Raw genomic sequence first — 19,856 nt, forward strand, 5'->3', positions numbered from 1 at the left:
ATTTCATTTATCAAGTTGACGAGATGAAGAAAAATCAGTTAGCTGCCTTCACATATTTTAAGAAAAGGTGCGATAGTTGTAACGAAATCGAGCAAAAATCAGCCCATCCAATAAAAACTGACGATATGTACAAGGAAAAGTCTAGGCATCTTGTAATTTTGTCAGCTAATTGAGAAAACCTTCGATACGATCAGAAGGTTTATTGCTCAAAATCCCAAATTGAATGACAGAACAAAAGCGCGTAGCCATCTTAGGTAGTACCGGAAGTATCGGAACTCAAACTTTGGAGGTAATTCGCCAACATTCTTCAGACTTCCAAGTCGAAGTCCTTACCGCTCAAAATAATGCAGGTTTGTTGATCCAGCAGGCTTTGGAGTTTAATCCAAATGCCGTGGTGATTGGGAACGAAGCCCATTATGCGCAGGTAAGAGATGCATTAATTCCGAAGGATATTAAAGTATTTGCCGGCCAAAAAGCAATTGCGCAGGTGGTAGAAATGGAAACCATTGATATAGTTTTGACTGCTTTGGTAGGCTATTCTGGTTTGATACCTACGATCCATGCTATCAAGGCGGGGAAACAAATTGCCCTGGCCAATAAGGAAACCATGGTGGTTGCTGGAGAAATTATCACAGCTTTAGCGAAAGAATACCGGGTAAATATCTACCCTGTAGATTCCGAGCATTCTGCAATATTCCAATGTTTGGTAGGAGAGTTTCATAATCCTATTGAGAAAATCATTCTTACCGCTTCTGGAGGACCATTTAGAGGAAAGGACAGAACATTTTTGGAAACAGTGACCAAAGCTCAGGCTTTAAAGCATCCTAATTGGGAGATGGGGGCCAAGATCACCATAGATTCTGCCTCATTGATGAATAAAGGCTTGGAGGTAATCGAAGCAAAATGGCTTTTTGGGCTAACAACTGATCAGATTGAAGTGGTTGTACACCCACAAAGTATCATACATTCTTTGGTACAATTTGAAGACGGATCATTAAAAGCGCAACTCGGCTTGCCGGATATGCGTATTCCCATTCAGTTCGCCCTGAGTTTCCCCGATAGATTGAAAAGTGATTTTGAGCGATTCGATTTTATTAATTATCCTCAATTGACCTTTGAGAAACCGGATATTGAGACTTTTCAAAATCTTCAACTGGCCTACGATGCATTAGCAAAAGGAGGCAATGCTCCTTGTGTCTTGAATGCAGCAAACGAGGTGGCCGTAGATGCATTTCTAAAAGAAGAGGTAGGATTTCTGGAAATGTCTGACCTGATAGGGGAGACACTTTCCAAAACAGAGTTTATCTTACAGCCGAATCTGGAAGATTATGTGGAGACAGATCGTAGGGCTAGAGAAATTACAGAACAATTAATTAAGCGTAAAGTATAATGGATACATTAATAATGGTGGGCCAACTGGTTCTGGGATTATCCATCCTAGTAGGTTTACATGAGTTGGGACACTTACTCACTGCCAAAATGTTTGGTATGAGAGTGGAGAAATTTTCAATAGGATTTCCACCAAAAATTGCTGGATTTCAATGGGGAGAAACCGAATATTCCATCGGGGCTATTCCATTGGGAGGATTTGTGAAAATCTCTGGGATGGTTGATGAGTCCATGGACACAGAACAAATGGCTGCTGAGCCTCAGCCTTGGGAATTTAGGTCCAAGCCCGCTTGGCAACGATTGATCGTAATGCTAGGTGGGATTATCGTCAACGTAATCACCGGAGTGCTCATATTTTTTGTAATGGTGTATAATAATGGAGAAACTTATTTCTCCAGAGATCAAGTGGTGGAAAATGGGATTGTTGCCAGAGAAATTGCACAATCCATTGGATTAAAAACAGGAGATAAAATTCTTGATCTCAGCGGACAGCCATACACCAGCATTAATGATTTAAGTAGTGGTTCAGCCTTGTTGGAAGAGAATGGGTATTATACAGTTGATAGAAATGGTGAAATACTGAAAATCGAGATTCCTCGTGGTTTCATTAATTCATTCAACAAGAAGGAAGCACTTGATGAATTTGTAGACATCCGATATCCATTCCAATTGTCAGTGATTGATAAGGGTGGTGCTGCTGAGAAAGCTGGAATTACCACTGAAGATAAAATATTGGCAATCAATGGAAAGCAAGTGACTTATTTTGATGAGTTACAATCTGCCTTGGCTGATGCGAAAAGTAAAAATGCCGACATTACTTTATTACGTAATGGAGATACTACCCATACTAGTGTTGCGGTAACCGATCGAGGAACCATTGATATTGCGGTAACTGCATTAATAGAGCCAGTAAGAAGAAGTTATGGATTAGGAGAAGCCTTTATGAAAGGGTCAGAGCGTGCATTTACAGTAGTTATTGTCAATGCAAAAGCTTTGGGAAAAATGTTTACGGGTGAAGTGTCTGCCAAAAATGTAAGTGGCCCGATCGGCATGGCAAAGATTTATGGAGACACTTGGGATTGGACTAAATTTTGGACTATCACTGGATTAATTTCTATGTTGTTAGCCTTTATGAACCTATTGCCAATTCCGGCTTTGGATGGTGGACATGTGATGTTTTTATTATATGAAATGATTTCTGGAAGAGCTCCATCTGATAAGTTTTTGGAAAATGCCCAAAAAGTAGGGATGGTTATCCTTTTGGCATTAATGGTATTCGCCATTGGAAATGATGTGCTGAAATTATTTACGGGAGGGTGATTTTCCCCAATTGAAAGAATTATCAAACCGGGTCAATTGGCCCGGTTTTGTTTTATGTTCCTATTGATTTACCACAATTATGATTCTTTAAAAACAAAATCTGAAAGTGGCATTTCTTTGAGGAGTTATGAGTTGTAATACACGATTTTATTTAAACAGAATTATAAATCCATATTTTGGATGTTCCTATAACTTCTGTCTGCCATTTTGACCATTTCAACCTTTGGCATACCCCTTGACCTTTTAGGAAGAACCTTCGCTATTGGAAGGTTCTTCTTTTATTTTAGCTAAATCCTGACAGTCAGTCTGTCATAATGTCTATATGAGTCAATTCGAAAAGTCCATGTTTCAAAATTTAATGGTAGGGGAATTTGCAGGTGAGGGAGATCTTATACAGTTGATCACCGAAGATGAAAATGAGGAGCAGGGAACTGAATCTTATGGGGAGGAACTCCCGATCTTATCCGTTCGAAATACGGTACTCTTTCCCGGCGTGGTAATACCCATTACCGTAGGAAGGCAACGATCTATTCGTTTGGTGAAAAAAGCCCAGAAGGGAGATAAAATGATTGGGGTTTGCGCTCAAATCAATCCAAACAATGATGATCCATCATGGGACGATATTTACCAAGTGGGTACCCTTGCAAAGATCATTAAGATGATAGTACTTCCTGATGGAAATACCACCATTATCATTCAAGGCAAGAAACGATTTAAGATCAAGGAACAGATTACAGATGATCCATACTTCATGGCGAAAGTGGATTACCTGGATGAAAATTTCCCAAAAAGCTCAAAGAAGATCAAAGCATTGGAGGAATCGCTGAAAGATGCGGCAACTCGGATTCTTCATCTCAATCCCGAGATCCCTCGAGAGGCTCAGGTAGCTTTGGATAATATAGACAATACCCCGTTTTTGACTCATTTCCTATCTTCTAATATCAATGCACCTGTTGAATCTAAACAGCGCCTATTGGAAATCAATGATGGGGTAGATAGGGCAACTTTGCTTTTGGAATTTATGATGAAAGACATCCAGATGTTGGAGTTGAAATCAGAAATCCAGAAGAAAGTTCATACAGATATTGATCAGCAGCAGCGGGATTACTTCCTCCGTCAACAGATGAAAGTGCTTCAAACTGAGTTGGGAGAAGAGGGGCCAGAAAAAGAAGTAGAAGATTTACGTGCGAGGGGTGCCTTGAAAAATTGGCCGGAAGAGGTAAAAAAACATTTTGAAAAGGAATTGGATAAAATCCTTAGAATCAACCCTTCTGCAGCAGAATATCCTATTGCACTCAATTATGCTGAGACCATGGTAGAGTTACCTTGGAATGAATTTACCCAAGATAACTTCGACCTCAAACATGCCAAAGCCATTTTGGATAATGATCATTTCGGTCTGGAAAAAGTCAAAGAAAGGATTATTGAATATTTGGCAGTGCTTAAACTGAAGAATGATTTAAAAGGACCCATCTTATGTTTATATGGCCCTCCAGGAGTTGGTAAAACTTCTTTAGGGAAATCCATTGCGGCGGCATTGGGAAGAAAATACGTTAGAATGTCTCTAGGAGGTCTTCATGATGAGGCTGAAATCAGAGGACATAGAAAAACATATGTTGGAGCGATGCCTGGTAAGATCATCCAAAATATGAAGAAGGTGAAAATTTCTAATCCGGTTTATGTGCTGGATGAAATTGACAAACTGTCTTCAGACTTCAGAGGAGACCCTTCTTCAGCATTTCTGGAGGTGTTAGATCCAGAGCAAAATAGTACCTTCTTAGATAACTATCTGGAAGTAGAATATGACTTGAGTAAAGTGTTATTCATAGCTACGGCTAATTCCTTGGAAAGTATTCAACCTGCCTTGAGAGACCGGATGGAGATCATCGAGGTAACCGGTTATACCCAAGAGGAGAAAGTAGAGATAGCGAAACGCCATTTGGTGCCAAAGCAAAGAAAAGAACATGGTTTGAAGTCCAAGCAAGTGACTTTTGAAAAAGCTGCTTTGGTGAAAATCATTGAGGATTATACCCGTGAATCGGGAGTAAGAGGCTTGGAAAGAGCGATTGGTAAAGTGGTAAGAAATGTTGCCAAATCCATCGCAATGGAAGAGGAGTATGATACCAAGATTACCAAGGAAGCCGTTAGAAAGATCTTAGGTTCAGAAATTTTTGATAAAGAAATTTATCAAGACAATTCAGTGGCAGGGGTAGTAACAGGCTTGGCCTGGACCAGTGTTGGAGGAGAAATTCTTTTTATTGAATCCAGCTTGAGTAGAGGAAAGGGTAAATTGACACTATCTGGTCAGTTAGGCGATGTAATGAAAGAGTCAGCGATGACTGCATTGTCTTACTTGAAGTCACAGGCAGAAAATTTAGGGATAGATCATCGGGTTTTTGATCAATATGACCTACATATTCACGTCCCTGCAGGTGCAGTCCCCAAGGATGGACCTTCAGCAGGGATTACCATGTTGACAGCCATGGCGTCAGTCTATACCCAAAGAAAAGTGAAGGCCAAAGTCGCTATGACAGGGGAGATAAGCCTGATTGGTAAAGTGATGCCTGTTGGAGGAATCAAAGAGAAAATCCTGGCCGCTAAAAGAGCTGGAATCAAAGAGATTATTCTTTGTAAAAAGAATAGGAGAGATATTGAAGAAATTGATGCTCAATATGTCAAAGGCATTGAATTTCATTTTGTAGAGCGTGTCGATGAGGTATTGGAAATTGCTTTATTGAAATCAAAAGTGGATAGAGCAATAAAATTCAATTTCGAATCAGATAAATAAATTTAAAGTATGGAAGAGTGGTGCATAGAATTCAATGCATGCTCTTTTAAAACCATATCTAAAATCAACGGCTTGTCAAATCTTGATTTTGTATTAGGCTAAATCAAGGACAAGTTTTTTAACGAAAGAAAATGGAGCACATCATTTCACTTACTCCCAGACAGATAGTCTCTGAGTTGGATAAATATATAATTGGACAACACGATGCGAAAAGGAATGTGGCGATTGCCCTGAGAAACAGAATCCGTCGTTTGATGGTGAAATCTGAAATTCAAAAGGATATCGTGCCTAATAATATTCTCATGATTGGTTCTACCGGTGTTGGTAAAACGGAAATTGCCAGAAGACTTGCAAAAGTGGCCAATGCACCTTTTACTAAAGTAGAGGCCTCTAAATTTACGGAAGTAGGTTATGTAGGTCGAGATGTGGAAAGCATGGTAAGAGACTTAGTGGAACAGTCTGTAGCCTTGGTAAGGGAAGTCAAAAATGAGGAGGTGAAGGTAAAAGCTGCTGAGGCAGTAGAAGAACTTATCTTGGATATATTGATTCCACCTGTAAAAAGCGCTGGATTTACCAGAAATTCGATTCCTGCTGATACGGACTCTGAGCCTAGTAATGATGCTGAATTAAATGAAAGGACCCGTGAGCGTTTTCGTGAGAAACTAAGAAATGGAGAGTTGGACGATCGGAAGATTGAAATCAATGTGAAGGCATCTTCTCCTGTGGGAATAGGAATGATTGGGAATGGAATGATGGATGATGCCAGCATGGCTGGGCTTCAGGACATGATTTCAGGAATGATGCCTAAGAAAACCAAAAAAAGAAAATTGAGTATTTCCGAGGCGAGAAAAGTATTGTTGGAAGAAGAAGCTTCCAAGCTAATCGATTTTGATGAGGTGAAAGAAGAAGCGATTAAGCTGGCCGAAAACAATGGGATCATATTCATTGACGAAATCGATAAGATTGCTTCAAAATCTGGTAAAAACGGTGGAGGGCCAGATGTGAGTAGAGAAGGTGTTCAAAGAGATTTGTTACCAATCGTTGAAGGGTCTTCTGTAAACACCAAATATGGGGTAATCAATACGGATCATATCCTTTTTATAGCTGCTGGAGCATTCCACGTAGCAAAACCTTCAGACCTCATTCCGGAGCTTCAAGGGAGATTCCCAATTAGGGTAGAATTACAAAGTTTGACGCAAGAAGATTTTTCTAGAATTCTTAGAGAACCTAAAAACGCATTGACTAAGCAATACCAAGCTTTGTTTGAGGCGGAAAATGTGTTTTTGGAATTCAATGACGAGTCAATTGAAGAAATTGCGAGGTTAGCGTTTTTGATCAATCAGGAAGTTGAGAATATAGGTGCTAGAAGGCTTCATACGGTAATGAGTCATTTACTAAATGATTTTCTGTTTGATGTGCCTGATACCATTGAGGCCAACTCAAGAATTATGATCACAAAGGAAATGGTTCAGGAACGGCTTACCACGTTGGTGAAAAACAGGGACTTATCCCAATACATCTTATAAATAAAAAAAGGGCATCATTTTAGTGCCCTTTTTTTTATGTCAAAATCACTACTCATAATTACAGGCCATAGTCAGGGTTTAGGTCGTGCCATTCTAGATCATTACTTAGGGGATCAGTCCTTTCAGATCATAGCGATTTCTAGGACAAAGTTAGAGATCGATTCACCCAACCTTCAGCAAATCAGTATGGACCTTTCAGAGCTTGACGTGTTAGAAAGGCAATTGCCAGATATTTTTTCTGAAGTGGAATTTGATAAGATTATTCTTTTGAATAATGCGGGCTGGATTGGTCAAATCAAACCAATAGGCAATCTTGGTCCAAAAGAGATGAGGGTACAAGTAAACCTGAATTTATTAGGGCCAATGTATTTGACAAATGCTTTTATCAAGAGGTATAAGGAGACAGATTCAGAAAAGATTGTTTGCAATATTAGCTCAGGAGCTGCAAGCAGGGCAGTGGAAGGTTGGAGTGGCTATTGCAGTACCAAAGCTGCATTATCCATGTTTACACTAGTTGCAGCGAAGGAAAACAAGTCAGAGAATTTTCATTTTTATAGTTTAGCTCCTGGGATCGTTGATACAGGGATGCAAGGAGAAATCAGAGGGTCAAATGAATCAGATTTTCCTGAAATCGAAAAATTCAAAGCCTTTAAAGAAGAAGGTAAGCTGGTTAGCCCAATGGAAGTAGCAGAAAAAATTGCGTATTTATTTGATCACACAGAGCTGTTTAAAGAGGTGATTCAGGATGTTCGAAAGTTTGAAATCAGTTGACCTTCATTTTAGGATAGTCTACAAACCAAACTTTCGCATTTTTTTTTGAGACTTTTTCCCATTCATCCGTGTCAAAGGTAAAGCCATATTGACCCGATGTAGGAAGGTTGTCAATCCTTCCACCTAGCAAATAGATTAATTCGTTGAGTCCAGGGTTATGCCCGAAAAGAAGGATCGTTTGATGGCTATCCTTTTGATGATGAATAATTTTTAGGATTTTTTCGGGACTTGCGTGATATAGATGTTCATCTGCATGAATATTTTTTTTAGGATACCCAAAAACTTCACCAGTCAGCGCTGCGGTAGCCATGGCTCGAGTCGCTGAGGAGCTTAAAAACAGGTCTGGTTCAATGTTTCGGGCCTTTAATCTTTCCGCCATCATGGGAACATCCCTTAATCCACGCTCTGCTAAGGGTCTGTTGTGATCTGCTAAAAATGGCTTATCCCATGCTGATTTTCCATGTCTTACCAAAATAATTTTCTTCATTTGCTCAAATAAAAAATGATTGTTTTGTTTTTTTTCAGGTAATATTTACATTTAGCGTACTTTCAATTACAATTTATCACAATTTATTATGTTTACCGGAACAGTAAAATTTTACAACGAAGCCAAGGGTTTCGGATTTATCGTTGATGACGAAACTCAAAGCGAAATCTTCGTTCATGCAACCGGGCTTATCGACAAAGTAGCTCAAAACGACAAAGTGACTTACGATGTCAAGGATGGCAAAAAAGGACCAAACGCAATTAATGTAAAAATCGCTTAATTGCTGATTTTGAAATTATAGTGTTATGAAACCCCTGTGAATTCCTCTCAGGGGCTTTTTTTTATACTTCTGGATTTTCCGAATCAGGTTTTTCCAAACCATCTCCAGGTTTAGAAACTTTTTCTTTCCATATCTCCGGGAGACTTTTGATATACAAGTCCCGCTGAGGGAAAGGGATTTCTATATTGTTCTCTGCAAATGATTCAAATATTGCAGACATGACTTCTGCGCGCATTTGAATCCAAATGTCCATGCTTTCCACCCAAAATAAAACTCTGAAATCCACAGAATTGTCATTGAATGTTTGCATCAGCACTTGTGGAGCAGGTACTTTCATGACCTTGTCCCGTTCTAGAACTTTTTCGATCACAGATTTTACCAATTTCATGTCAGAGCCATAGCCTACTCCTATGATCAATTCAATTCTTCTCTTCTTGTCAGATAATGTCCAGTTTATAAGGCTTTGTGATAGTAAATCTCCATTAGGAATCACAATTTCAGACCCATCATAAGCTCGGATTTTACTTGCTCTAATCCCCACATCTTTTACAGTGCCTGCATTAGTACCTACTTCAATTTCATCTCCAATTTGAATAGGTCGTTCAAACGCCAGAATAATCCCTGAAACCAAATTGTTGATGATAGTTTGCAAACCAAAACCAATACCCACAGATAAAGCACCTAATACAATCGCGATGCTGTCTAAGGGGATTTTGGCAGCAGTAGCCCCAATAAAGAAACCCACAAATAACACCCCTAATCTAATGAGGAGTACAGAGCTACCTAACCGCTGTTTTCTTGTCAAGGAAGTTTTTTGGTCTTGCATGGTAGCGAAATAGGCAATGTTATTTGCTAAGAATATGGAGATGTAAATGATGATGATGAAAAGTAAAATACTTCCATATTGGAAATTGGTATCACCCAAAACCCTGTCCTCAAGTAAAAACTTACTTACTATTTGGTAGATATGATCAAAGTAGCCCAAATGCCATATTACTCCATAGATCCAGATGGTGGATGTGAAAAAGATCAAGAAACCTTTCATTCTCTTTTGAAGGTCTTGAAAATCAAAGAATGAAGTGAAACCATTAGAGCCTTTTTTATTGTATTCTGTAAAAAGGTAAACCGCCTCCATGGTTACCATGATAAATAGAAATAAACCAACAGCTCTATAAAAATTGATTACTCCTGTGACAGCAAAGGTTTTCGAGAGATTGAACCTACCAAAGGCATTAAGAAATAGGCTGCATACTTGAAAGATAATAAGAAATATAGAAGCACTTCTGAGGAAAATAGAACCTGTGAAGTTTTTATGTTTTAAATCTTTCAAAGTGAGGATTCCCATCACAATAAATAACACAGAAATGAGTAGGATGAACCATCTTTCTTGAAAGGCTATTCTCCATTGAAGGCCACTGAGAGCGATTAGGATATATGCAGGGAAAAAAGTTAACCAATAGCGATGAAATTTACTTCCAAATTGCTGCTTAACCAGAAATGTCGAGCCAATTGCCAGTAAAAGAGAGAGTATGGAAACAAAAATCAGGGGTGGGTTTTTAAAAATAATCAAACTAAAAGGCATGATCAAAATGATCGTGGAAGCCAACGTGTATTTTCTAAAATATTTTACCCTGTCTAAGATCAACGAAGCAAATTCATTTTCGTTGGAAATTTTTGATACAATCCTTTTTATCTTTAGATAGATCCCAATTATTAATGCGAGTACAAGTAAAAGAGTTAAATATTGCCTCCCGAAATAAAGGACAATAATGAGCAAATTTACCAAGGTAGACTGCTTGGTAATCTCCATAAAAGTGATGGATTGTTCGAAGTTGGAAGGCTCCCAGATAAAATTGATCTCTTTCCCTAAAGCTTCCTTTTCAAGCCGTTTTTGGTTTTCAGTAATGAACTGCCGCATTTCCATTAATAAAATGGCGTTTTCACTAGCACTGGCTTGAAACTTCACCAATGAGATTTCTGAAAAGAGAAAAATACTGTCTACACTCCTAAGAGATTTTTTCAGCGAATTGAGTTCAGAATTAATGATAGGTGCTAGAGTCGTGTCTTTTAGTGATAGGTTGAATAAACTATCACTTTTTATTTCTACTAGTTTATTCCCGATTTCATTGTAGACTTTTACTCTTTCATTGATATTGTTTGCATGCTTTTGGTTTTCCTCATTGACCGTACGGATCAGGTTATCCAATCCTTTTAAATACCTCAGGTTAATAAAATCTTTATTTTCAGAAATATTCTGTTTGATCATATCAGCAAAGGTTTTGATGGTAGGTAATTCATTGCTGATTTCAGTGGTGTCCAGGTTGTCCCCTAATTCCAACTTTATTTCACTTAAAGAAATAGCGTGCTGTTGTGCCTTATTAATTACTCGGGTTAAAACTGAACCAACAGATAGATTGGTTTTTACACCAAGTTTCATTGAATCCGAAGTGATAAATAGACTATCTAATGTTACTTCTTGGGAAAGTAATTCATTACTAATGCTGTCTGAAACCAATAAGTTTTGTTGCGCATGTAATATCGGGAGATAACTTACTATAAATAGTAATAGAGCAAAGAGGCGTTTCATAGAGAAAAGTTTCAAATTCAATATAGAAATAATATGGATTTCCTGCTTAGTGATTGATTAACCAAAATTAGCTATGGTGAAAATTGAATTTTAAATCCCGTCAGATTGACAGTTTTTTCGATTAAAATCGGTGTTATTATGCCGGAATGACTGGGTTTTTTGAGTTGGAATAGAATTTACTGATAGATGTGTATAAAATTTACATTGATCATCTAAACCAATAAAAAAAATGAAACTAGTAAGATTTAACCAAGCGGAACCCTATTTCCCCTCTACCTTTAGTGGGATGTTGGACAAGTTTTTCAACGAGAATATGGGAAGTTCATTGAAACATTTCAGCCCTGCGGTGGACATTTCAGAAGACGATAAGTCCTATGAGATCCAAGTTTCGGTACCAGGAATAGACAAAAAAGATTTCCAAGTTGAATTGTTGGACGGGAAATTGACTATCTCTGGAGAGAGAAAAATGGAAGAGAAAAAAGAAGGAAAAAATTACCATAGCTTGGAGACTAATTATGGAAGTTTTAGCAGATCCTTTTTCGTTCCTGAAGATATCCTAGCTGAAGAAGTTTCTGCTACTTATGAGAATGGATTGTTAACTGTGGTTCTTCCTAAAAAGGAGAAAAAAGTAGTGAAAGCAGCGATTGAAGTGAAATAATTTTAGAGCAGGGAAAACCTGCTCTATTTTTTTTTAGTTTAATTAAGAAAGGGCCTGAATGCGGTTAATTCTTGTTAATTTGGGTGGAAAACCTGTTTAAAAGGTTCAGTTTTTGGATCGATTTTCAACACCAAACGTTGTGGAGGTATAAAAAATGAAAAACAATATGAGCAAAAAGCAATTCTTTATCGGAATTATCCTTGCCTCACTAATCGGAGGTATTGTCGCCTTGGCAGGCGTGGGCTTTTTGATGCAGCCCCAAAGTGCCAACAGTTTTGATGAAAAACAACAAGCTAGCTTTGTGAACCTATTGTCTGGAGAGGATTTCACCATACCAGATGGTATCAATTTCGTCGCATCAGCAGAAGTAGTCACCCCGGCAGTAGTCCATATTACCAGTCAGATTTCGTATACTCAATCTCCGGGTAGAGGACAAAGAGATCCATTGCAGGAGTTCTTTGGATTACCAAGCCCTGAAGGGAGAGATAATCAAAGATCTCCACAAGGAATGAGTTCAGGATCAGGTGTCATTATTTCGCCAGATGGCTATATCGTAACCAATAACCACGTGGTTGAAAATGCCACCAAAGTGGATATTTCCTTAGAAAATAATAAGAGATATTTAGCTAAAGTGGTGGGTACAGATCCAACCACTGATCTGGCATTATTGAAAATAGAAGGTGAGAACCTGCCTTTTGTGAAATTTGGAGATTCTGACCAGACCAAAATCGGTGAATGGGTCCTAGCAGTAGGAAATCCATTTAACTTGAATTCTACGGTAACCGCAGGTATTATTTCTGCAAAAGCCAGAAACATCAATATCCTTCAGGATGAAAACAATATGCAGATTGAATCTTTCTTGCAGACGGATGCAGTCGTGAACCCTGGTAATTCAGGTGGTGCATTAGTAAATCTTGCAGGTGAACTGATCGGGATTAATACTGCCATTGCTACTAGAACCGGAACCTTCTCGGGTTATTCATTTGCTGTGCCAAGTACATTGGTAAAAAAAGTAATGGATGATTTGATGAAATATGGAACAGTACAAAGAGGTTTGTTAGGAGTAACTATTCAAAGTGTCAGTCCAGAACTTGCAGAGTATCTGGATAAAGACTTCGGTGTAGATCAAGGAGTATATGTGAGTGGGGTAAATGAAAACAGTGGAGGAGCGGAAGCTGGCCTGAAACAGGGAGATATTATCATCGGTGTAGATGGAAGGGAAACTAATAACGTTTCTAACCTTCAAGAGCTGGTAGCTAGAAAACGCCCAGGAGACGAAGTTGAAGTGGAGTACCTGAGAGATGGAAAGACTTATAAAACCAAGGCTACCTTGAAGAACTTTGATGGTGATACCAAAATCATTAAGAAAGAAGTTCCTAAAACGTATGAGTTCGGAGGAATGGTATTCGAAGAATTGAAAAGCCAATTAAAAGAAGGCTTGAGAATTGATGGAGGAGCAATGATCAGTGTGGTAGGAGAATCAGAGTGGAGAGAGGCAGGAGCAAGACCTGGCTTTATCATCACTTCTATCATCAGTGATGAAGGCAGAGTGAGAATTAAATCTGTTGAACAGCTACTAGAAGTGTTGAATGATAAGTCAGGAGAAGATGTAGTAGTTCTGGGTATGTTCCAAGATGGTACAGAATATTATTTCGAAGTTGAGTTAGATTGATTGTAGATTGAAAGTAAAGACAGGCCGGTGAAAATCGGCCTGTTTTTTTTGTCTAAAGCATTGGTGGATGGGAGTTTTTGGCTTGATTTTCTTACTTTAAAGGTTCTTTAAACCCAGAATTTCATGAAAATAACCATTCCATTCTTAAGTGGGCTATTGATTTCAGGACTGATTTCAATCCACGCCTTTTCTCAAACAGCGAATGAATTAACTCCTATAGGAAACCAAGATCTTCCTGGCATCTCTGAAGAGAGAATAGATAGAATTGATCAGATGTTAGAGGAGACTCTCTCTAAAAATCAAGTTCCCGGATTGGTAGCTATGATTGTAAAAGATGGGAAAATCGTCTACCATGAGGCAAAAGGATTAGCGGATGTCCCTTCCAAAACGCCCATGTCGAAGGACCAAATTTTTAGGATTGCCTCCCAGTCCAAAGCCATTACTTCTACTGCAATTATGATGCTTTGGGAAGAGGGGAAATTTGGCTTGGATGATCCTATTTCTCGCTATATTCCTGAGTTTGCAGACCCACAGGTGTTGACGAGATTTAGCTATGGTGATACCACTTATTCTTCGCGCCCTGCATCAAGAGAAATCAGAATCCGGGATTTATTGACCCATACTTCAGGGTTGGGGTATGGAGTGATCGATGGGAATGAACAGATGAGAATGATTTATCATAAGGCGGGAATTGTGGATTTGTTTACCACGGAACCCGTGAAAATCAGCGATAACATTAAGAAATTGGCAAAACTTCCCCTTCATCATGATCCAGGTACGAAGTATACCTATAGTGAAGGATTGGATGTGATGGGATATTTGATCGAAATAGTTTCGGGAATGCCTTTTGATCAATTTTTGAAGACCAGAATTTTTGATCCACTTGGTATGGATGATACTGGTTTTTATCTAAATGAGGCCCAAGGTAAAAGATTGGTTACAGTCCATCGTAAAGTAAATGGGGAATGGGAATCCTATCCTGTTACCTTTTACGATCCTGATTACCCTAAAACCGGAGCCAAAACATTTTTTTCCGGAGGAGCAGGGCTTTCCTCCACAGCATTGGATTATGCTAAATTCCTTCAAATGTATTTGAATGGAGGGACCTATAATGGAGTAAGGATTTTGAGTCCTACCACGATCCAAACCATTATGTCTAACCAAGTGGGGGATTTGCTGGGAGACGGAGGTAAAGATTATGGCTTGGCTTTCGGGCTGGTGGATCAAAATGGTGTTGCAAAGGGAGGAATAGGTAGTTTGGGTACCTTCGATTGGGGAGGTTATTTCAATACCCAATATTTTGCAGACCCTGTTACCAAGACGATTGGGATTTTAATGAAACAAACGCAAGGAGGAACCGGAGATCAATCCAGTTGGAAATTCCGACAAATGGTCTTTTCAGCAATTGAATAGGAATAAAAAATGGCAGCAATTAATTGCTGCCATTTTTTATTATAGCTCGTCTACGGCCAGTTTATAATTTGGATCTTCAATGACATTGATGTCAATTAGGTTGTCCGCATTTTGAAGGAGTTTCCTACAATCAGGGCTTAGGTGTTTTAAGTGAATCTTCTTCCCCGCTTTTTGGTACCTCTCCGTGATTTTATTGAGGGCTTCTATAGCTGACATGTCTACTACTCTGCTTTCTGCAAAGTCAATGATTACCTCCTCAGGATCATTGGCTACGTCAAATTTATCTGCAAAAGCAGTAGTGGAGGCAAAAAATAGTGGGCCAAACATTTCATAATGTTTTACTCCATTTTCATCTATATATTTTCTTGCTCTAATTCTTTTGGCATTATCCCAGGCAAAGAATAGGGCTGCTAAGATCACTCCTACCAAAACAGCCAAGGCTAGGTTGTGTAAAACAGCGGTTACCACTGTGACCAAAATCATTAAGAATACGTCTGATTTTGGCATTTTATTCCAGGTTTTTAAACTGGCCCATTCAAATGTTCCGATGGATACCATAATCATCAAGCCTGTTAAAGCGGCCATTGGAACCTGCTCAATCAAGCTTGAGCCAAACATGATAAATACCAATAGCATAACAGAAGCAACGATTCCTGACAGTCTTGCTCTGGCTCCAGAGGATATGTTAATCAGACTTTGTCCAATCATGGCACATCCTCCCATTCCTGAGAATACCCCAGAAAGCATGTTTGCAATTCCTTGTGCTACCGCTTCTTTATTTCCTCTACCTCGGGTTTCAGTGATTTCATCAATGATGTTTAGGGTTAGCAAGCTCTCAATTAAGCCTACGCCGGCTACGATAGCCGCATATGGGAAAATAATCTGTAAGGTCTCAAAAGTCAGAGGGACTGCAGGTAAATGAAAAGGAGGGAAGCCTCCTTTAATATCAGCCATATCACCTACCGTCTTCGTATCAATATGAAGGGCAGTTACTAAGCCAAATACAACCAAAATGGCTGTCAATGAAGCAGGTACAGCTTTCGTAAGTTTAGGGAGCCCCCAAATGATTAACATGGTCAAAGCAACGAGCCCCAACAAAATATAAAGAGTTGATCCTGTTAGCCAATTGCCAGTAGCATCCTTGAACTGGTCTAATTGAGACATGAAAATGATAATGGCAAGACCGTTTACAAATCCAAAAATTACTGGATGAGGTACCAAACGCATTAATTTACCAAGCCTCAAGGTTCCAGCAGCTACTTGAAGAATTCCTGCCAATACCACGGCTGCAAAGACATATTCTACTCCGTGAGATGCTGCCAAAGAAACAATGACCACAGCAACAGCTCCAGTAGCTCCTGAAATCATCCCTGGTCTTCCTCCCAGGATGGAAGTGACAAAGCCCATCATAAATGCTGCATATAGTCCAGTCAATGGAGATAGACCAGCTATAAAAGCAAATGCAACGGCTTCAGGAATAAGTGCCATGGCTACAGTAAGTCCGGAAAGAACCTCTGTTTTGTAATCTACTCGTTGGTTGAAATCAAATAAATTGAAGTACTTTTTCATGGAATAGGTTTGAGTATCTCTTTCAAAGGTTTGGATTGTGAAAGAGGTGGTTTTTGAAAACGAAATGCAAAGATAGATAAAAAAGAATAACCCGAATTTTATTTGGCGAATATCCAGACCCTGATTCTGTGGAAACAAAAAAACTCGCAGGCTGAGACTGCGAGTTTGATAGATGTTTCATCCAAATTAGTTTACAAATAAAATACCTATTCCGGCTTCCTGAACGAGCTTGTTAAAGGCAGGGATGGCTGTTTCCAATAATCTCTTTCCTTCGGCTTCTAATCCTTCCCATTCTTTTTCCAACTCTTCTCTTCTTTTCCTTGAGCCATTATTTACTTTAGGAATGGAACTATTGGTTTGGTTGATCAAATACATGTAATTGGCCGTGAATTTATTTGGGAAATTTTCCACATCATCGTAAGCTTTGGATTTTCGTTGGATCATGGATTCATCCCAAGCTTTCAATTCTTTTAATAATTCTTGACCTGTTGAATAAAGACTGGAATAAGTTTGATCGTCTTTTATTTTTTCAAGGAAAGAAATTAATTGAAGTTGGTAGTCCATTTCTTTATTGACCATCTGATGCATTTTGGTCAGTTCCTGCTCCATACTCCACATAAATTCATGGTATTCTTCATACTCGTCCATGGAGATCTCATAAAGTGGATTTTTAGAGATCATCCCCTTGGACTCTGCATTGCCTAGTTCCGAAGAAATCGTAATGGTGTATTCTCCTGGGATGGCTGTATGTCCACCATACCCTGCTTCTATGTATGCACCCTCTACGCCCGGCATCGTTGGATAATTAAGATTCCAGACAAATCGATTGATTCCTTTTTTTACTGAAAGAGTGGGCTCTGCAGATGGACCACCGTCGTAGGACTTAAAATCTTCATCTTTTATAGAAGTAAAAGTTCTGACCAGTTCACCCTTCGAATCGTGGATTTCCATTTTCAATTCAGTGGAATCAGGGAAACTTTCAGGTAGATGGTAGTAGATGACCATTCCACTGGCTGGATTGACTCCTGCAAAATCGTCAGTACCATCAAAATTATCGATGTTGCCATTCATTCTACTATACCAATTTCCTAGAATCACTTCGTCAGGAGAATAGACGAATGGAGAATCCACTGTTTCTTTCGCTTCTCTCACTAAGTTAAGGTCATCCAAAATCCAAAATGATCTTCCAGCGGTTGCCACAATTAAATCACCATGGGCCTGGATGAGGTCCGTGATGGGTGTGACCGGTAGATTTAATTGAAAAGATTCCCAGTTTGCACCCCCATCACGGGATAGGTACATGCCAGTTTCCGTACCTGCATAAAGTAAATCTTTTACCTGAGAGTCTTCTCTTACTACCCTTGTAAATGCCCCATAAGGAATGTTTGAACTGATGTTGGTCCAGGATTTCCCGTAGTTAGTGGTTTTGTAAAGTCCGGGTGTCTTGTCATCGAATTTATATCGGGTGGTCGCAATATAGGCCGTGGCAGGGTCATGGGGTGAAACTTCAATCGCATTGATTAAACATTCCTCAAGTCCTTTTGGTGTCACATTTTCCCAGTTTTCTCCATTGTCTTTGGTTAGGTACACCAATCCATCGTCAGATCCAGTCCAGATAAAGCCTTCCTCATGGGGAGACTCTTTGATGTAAGAAAGGGTGCCATAGTTTTCTGCACCTACGGCTTCATTGGTATATGGGCCACCGCCATTTCCTTGTTTTTCATCTATGTTTCGGGTCAAGTCAGGGGATATGACTTCCCAACTGTTGCCCATGTCTTGAGTTTTCAAAACGTATTGAGCTCCGTGGTAGAACGTATTGTCCTCATGCGCTGATCGGATAATCGGGGCATTCCAATTGAACAGATACTTCATCTCCCTTGCTTCCATTCCCAGGTATTGGATGGGTTCAATCATGATGTTTGTACTCGCGTTTGATTTCATATCCAGGACTTCAATCGTGCCCAGATAACTACCTCCTAAGACATACCTTGGGTCATCCGGGTCAAAAGCAAGAAATGCACTTTCACCTCCCGCAGAATAATTCCAATGTTCGGTAGTAATGTTACCTCTTCCCAAAGCGATGCTATTGATCACAACAGAGGTGTTGTCTTGCTGTCCACCGTAGATTCTATAAGGAAACTGATTGTCCACATTTACCCGGTAGAATTGTGCTGTAGGCATGTTTTCCTGAGTAGACCAGGTTTTTGCTCCGTTAAACGAAATGGCTGCTCCACCATCATCGGCTAGCACCATGTTTTTAGAGTTTTTGGGGTTGATCCAGAGGTCATGGTAATCACCATGCGCACTGGGGAGATTTTCCCAGGTTTTACCTCCATCAATAGATCTGAGGGCGGGTGCACTCATGACATAAACCGTATGTTCATCGTTAGGGTCAGCAAAAACTTCAATATAGTACCATGCTCTTTGCACCAATCTATTGTCACCACTAACCATACTCCAACTTTCCCCGGCATTATTAGAAACAAAAAGCCCGCCTTGATCTTTATTGGTATCAGATTCTATTAAGGCATAAACCTTATCGGAATTGGCTCTAGAAACTGAAATTGCCATTTTTCCCTTCTCTTCGGGAAGTCCTTTGTGGATTTTTTTCCAGGTCTTTCCTGCATCAGTTGACTTGTATAATCCAGACCCTGGGCCGCCACTGATTACCTTCCAAGGAACTCGCTGATGCTCCCACATGGCAGCATATAATATTTCTGGGTAATTCATGTCCATAGATAATTCTACGGCTCCCGTTTTCTCATCCACAAATAGGACTAATTCCCAAGATTCACCTCCATCTACAGATTTGTAGATTCCTCTTTCAGGATTTGGAGCATGTAGAGCGCCCTGTGCAGCTACATATACAATATCAGGATTGGTGGGGTGAATTTGAATTCTAGAGATATGCTGAGTCGCCTCAAGACCAAGCTTTTTCCATGTTTTACCTGCATCGGTTGATTTGTATACCCCGTCTCCATGGGAGGTCATGACACCTCTTGGAGCATGTTCTCCCATACCTGCATAAATAATATTTGAATTACTTTCCGAAACAGCGATTGCGCCTACGGATGAGGTGGTAAAAAATCCATCGGAAATGTTTTCCCATCTCTGGCCGGCATCTGTAGTTTTCCAGATTCCTCCGCCAGTATTGCCCATGTAATAGGTGAGAGGATCGTCCACTACGCCTGTTGCAGTAACGGAACGTCCACCTCTAAATGGACCGATATTCCGGTATTTCAGAGGGAGGTTATTCTTTTGTATTTCCTGAGCAAAGCAGAAAAATCCTGAAAATATCAGGAGAAGGGTATAGGTGAATTTCATGGTTGAATTGGTGGTTGATCTTCCAAATTACTCAAAAAGTCTTAATTCAACCAGATTAGAAAAGGGACAAAA

Annotated in this window: 13 protein-coding genes; 9 read left to right on the top strand and 4 right to left on the bottom strand. The window is 39.5% G+C overall.

Annotated elements, in window-relative coordinates; translation table 11 throughout:
- The first annotated feature begins 223 nt into the window (after positions 1–223).
- The 5 genes from BUR11_RS01035 (at position 224) to BUR11_RS01055 (ending at position 7,794) form a co-directional block, all read left to right on the top strand.
- Complete coding sequence (locus BUR11_RS01035; protein WP_074222993.1) at positions 224–1,390, top strand: 1-deoxy-D-xylulose-5-phosphate reductoisomerase; 1,167 nt, start codon at positions 224–226, stop codon at positions 1,388–1,390.
- Positions 1,390–2,709, top strand: a complete 1,320-nt coding sequence (gene rseP, locus BUR11_RS01040; protein ID WP_074222994.1) for an RIP metalloprotease RseP — start codon at positions 1,390–1,392, stop codon at positions 2,707–2,709. Before BUR11_RS01035 ends, rseP begins: the two co-directional genes overlap by 1 nt.
- Positions 2,710–3,052: 343 nt before the next feature.
- Complete coding sequence (lon, locus tag BUR11_RS01045; RefSeq protein ID WP_407640226.1) at positions 3,053–5,497, top strand: endopeptidase La; 2,445 nt, start codon at positions 3,053–3,055, stop codon at positions 5,495–5,497.
- A gap of 131 nt (positions 5,498–5,628) precedes the next feature.
- Entirely contained in the window at positions 5,629–7,023 is a 1,395-nt protein-coding gene (gene hslU / locus BUR11_RS01050; protein WP_074222996.1) for an ATP-dependent protease ATPase subunit HslU, read from the top strand.
- A 36-nt stretch (positions 7,024–7,059) separates the two neighbouring features.
- Positions 7,060–7,794: an SDR family NAD(P)-dependent oxidoreductase gene (locus BUR11_RS01055; protein WP_074222997.1), complete on the top strand. Its 735-nt coding sequence runs from the start codon at positions 7,060–7,062 to the stop codon at positions 7,792–7,794.
- On the opposite strand, the gene BUR11_RS01060 is transcribed toward BUR11_RS01055, so the two are convergent.
- Positions 7,787–8,281: a SixA phosphatase family protein gene (locus tag BUR11_RS01060; RefSeq protein WP_074222998.1), complete on the bottom strand. Its 495-nt coding sequence runs from the start codon at positions 8,279–8,281 to the stop codon at positions 7,787–7,789. The two genes, BUR11_RS01055 and BUR11_RS01060, sit on opposite strands and share 8 nt — an antisense overlap.
- 88 nt (positions 8,282–8,369) lie before the next feature.
- On the opposite strand from BUR11_RS01060, the gene BUR11_RS01065 reads away from it, so the two are divergent.
- Positions 8,370–8,561: a cold-shock protein gene (locus BUR11_RS01065; protein ID WP_074222999.1), complete on the top strand. Its 192-nt coding sequence runs from the start codon at positions 8,370–8,372 to the stop codon at positions 8,559–8,561.
- 61 nt (positions 8,562–8,622) lie between these two features.
- On the opposite strand, the gene BUR11_RS01070 is transcribed toward BUR11_RS01065, so the two are convergent.
- Entirely contained in the window at positions 8,623–11,148 is a 2,526-nt protein-coding gene (locus tag BUR11_RS01070; protein WP_084560827.1) for a mechanosensitive ion channel family protein, read from the bottom strand.
- Positions 11,149–11,377: 229 nt separating this feature from the next.
- Here BUR11_RS01070 and BUR11_RS01075 point away from each other — a divergent pair, with 229 nt between their 5' ends.
- From BUR11_RS01075 to BUR11_RS01085, 3 genes are all read left to right on the top strand, one after another.
- Positions 11,378–11,806 (top strand): Hsp20/alpha crystallin family protein, encoded by a 429-nt coding sequence (locus tag BUR11_RS01075; RefSeq protein ID WP_074223000.1) that lies wholly within the window; start codon positions 11,378–11,380, stop codon positions 11,804–11,806.
- 166 nt (positions 11,807–11,972) lie between these two features.
- On the top strand, positions 11,973–13,478 hold the full coding sequence (locus tag BUR11_RS01080) for a S1C family serine protease (RefSeq protein WP_074225045.1): 1,506 nt from the start codon (positions 11,973–11,975) through the stop codon (positions 13,476–13,478).
- Between the two features lie 123 nt (positions 13,479–13,601).
- Entirely contained in the window at positions 13,602–14,891 is a 1,290-nt protein-coding gene (locus BUR11_RS01085; protein ID WP_074223001.1) for a serine hydrolase domain-containing protein, read from the top strand.
- A 39-nt stretch (positions 14,892–14,930) separates the two neighbouring features.
- Here the strand turns inward: BUR11_RS01085 and BUR11_RS01090 are convergent, their stop codons facing one another.
- Complete coding sequence (locus tag BUR11_RS01090; RefSeq protein ID WP_074223002.1) at positions 14,931–16,460, bottom strand: SulP family inorganic anion transporter; 1,530 nt, start codon at positions 16,458–16,460, stop codon at positions 14,931–14,933.
- 186 nt (positions 16,461–16,646) lie between these two features.
- Positions 16,647–19,784: a VPS10 domain-containing protein gene (locus tag BUR11_RS01095; protein WP_074223003.1), complete on the bottom strand. Its 3,138-nt coding sequence runs from the start codon at positions 19,782–19,784 to the stop codon at positions 16,647–16,649.
- Between the last annotated feature and the right edge of the window lie 72 nt (positions 19,785–19,856).

Origin of the sequence: Algoriphagus halophilus, assembly GCF_900129785.1 — a bacterium.
Taxonomy (GTDB): domain Bacteria; phylum Bacteroidota; class Bacteroidia; order Cytophagales; family Cyclobacteriaceae; genus Algoriphagus; species Algoriphagus halophilus.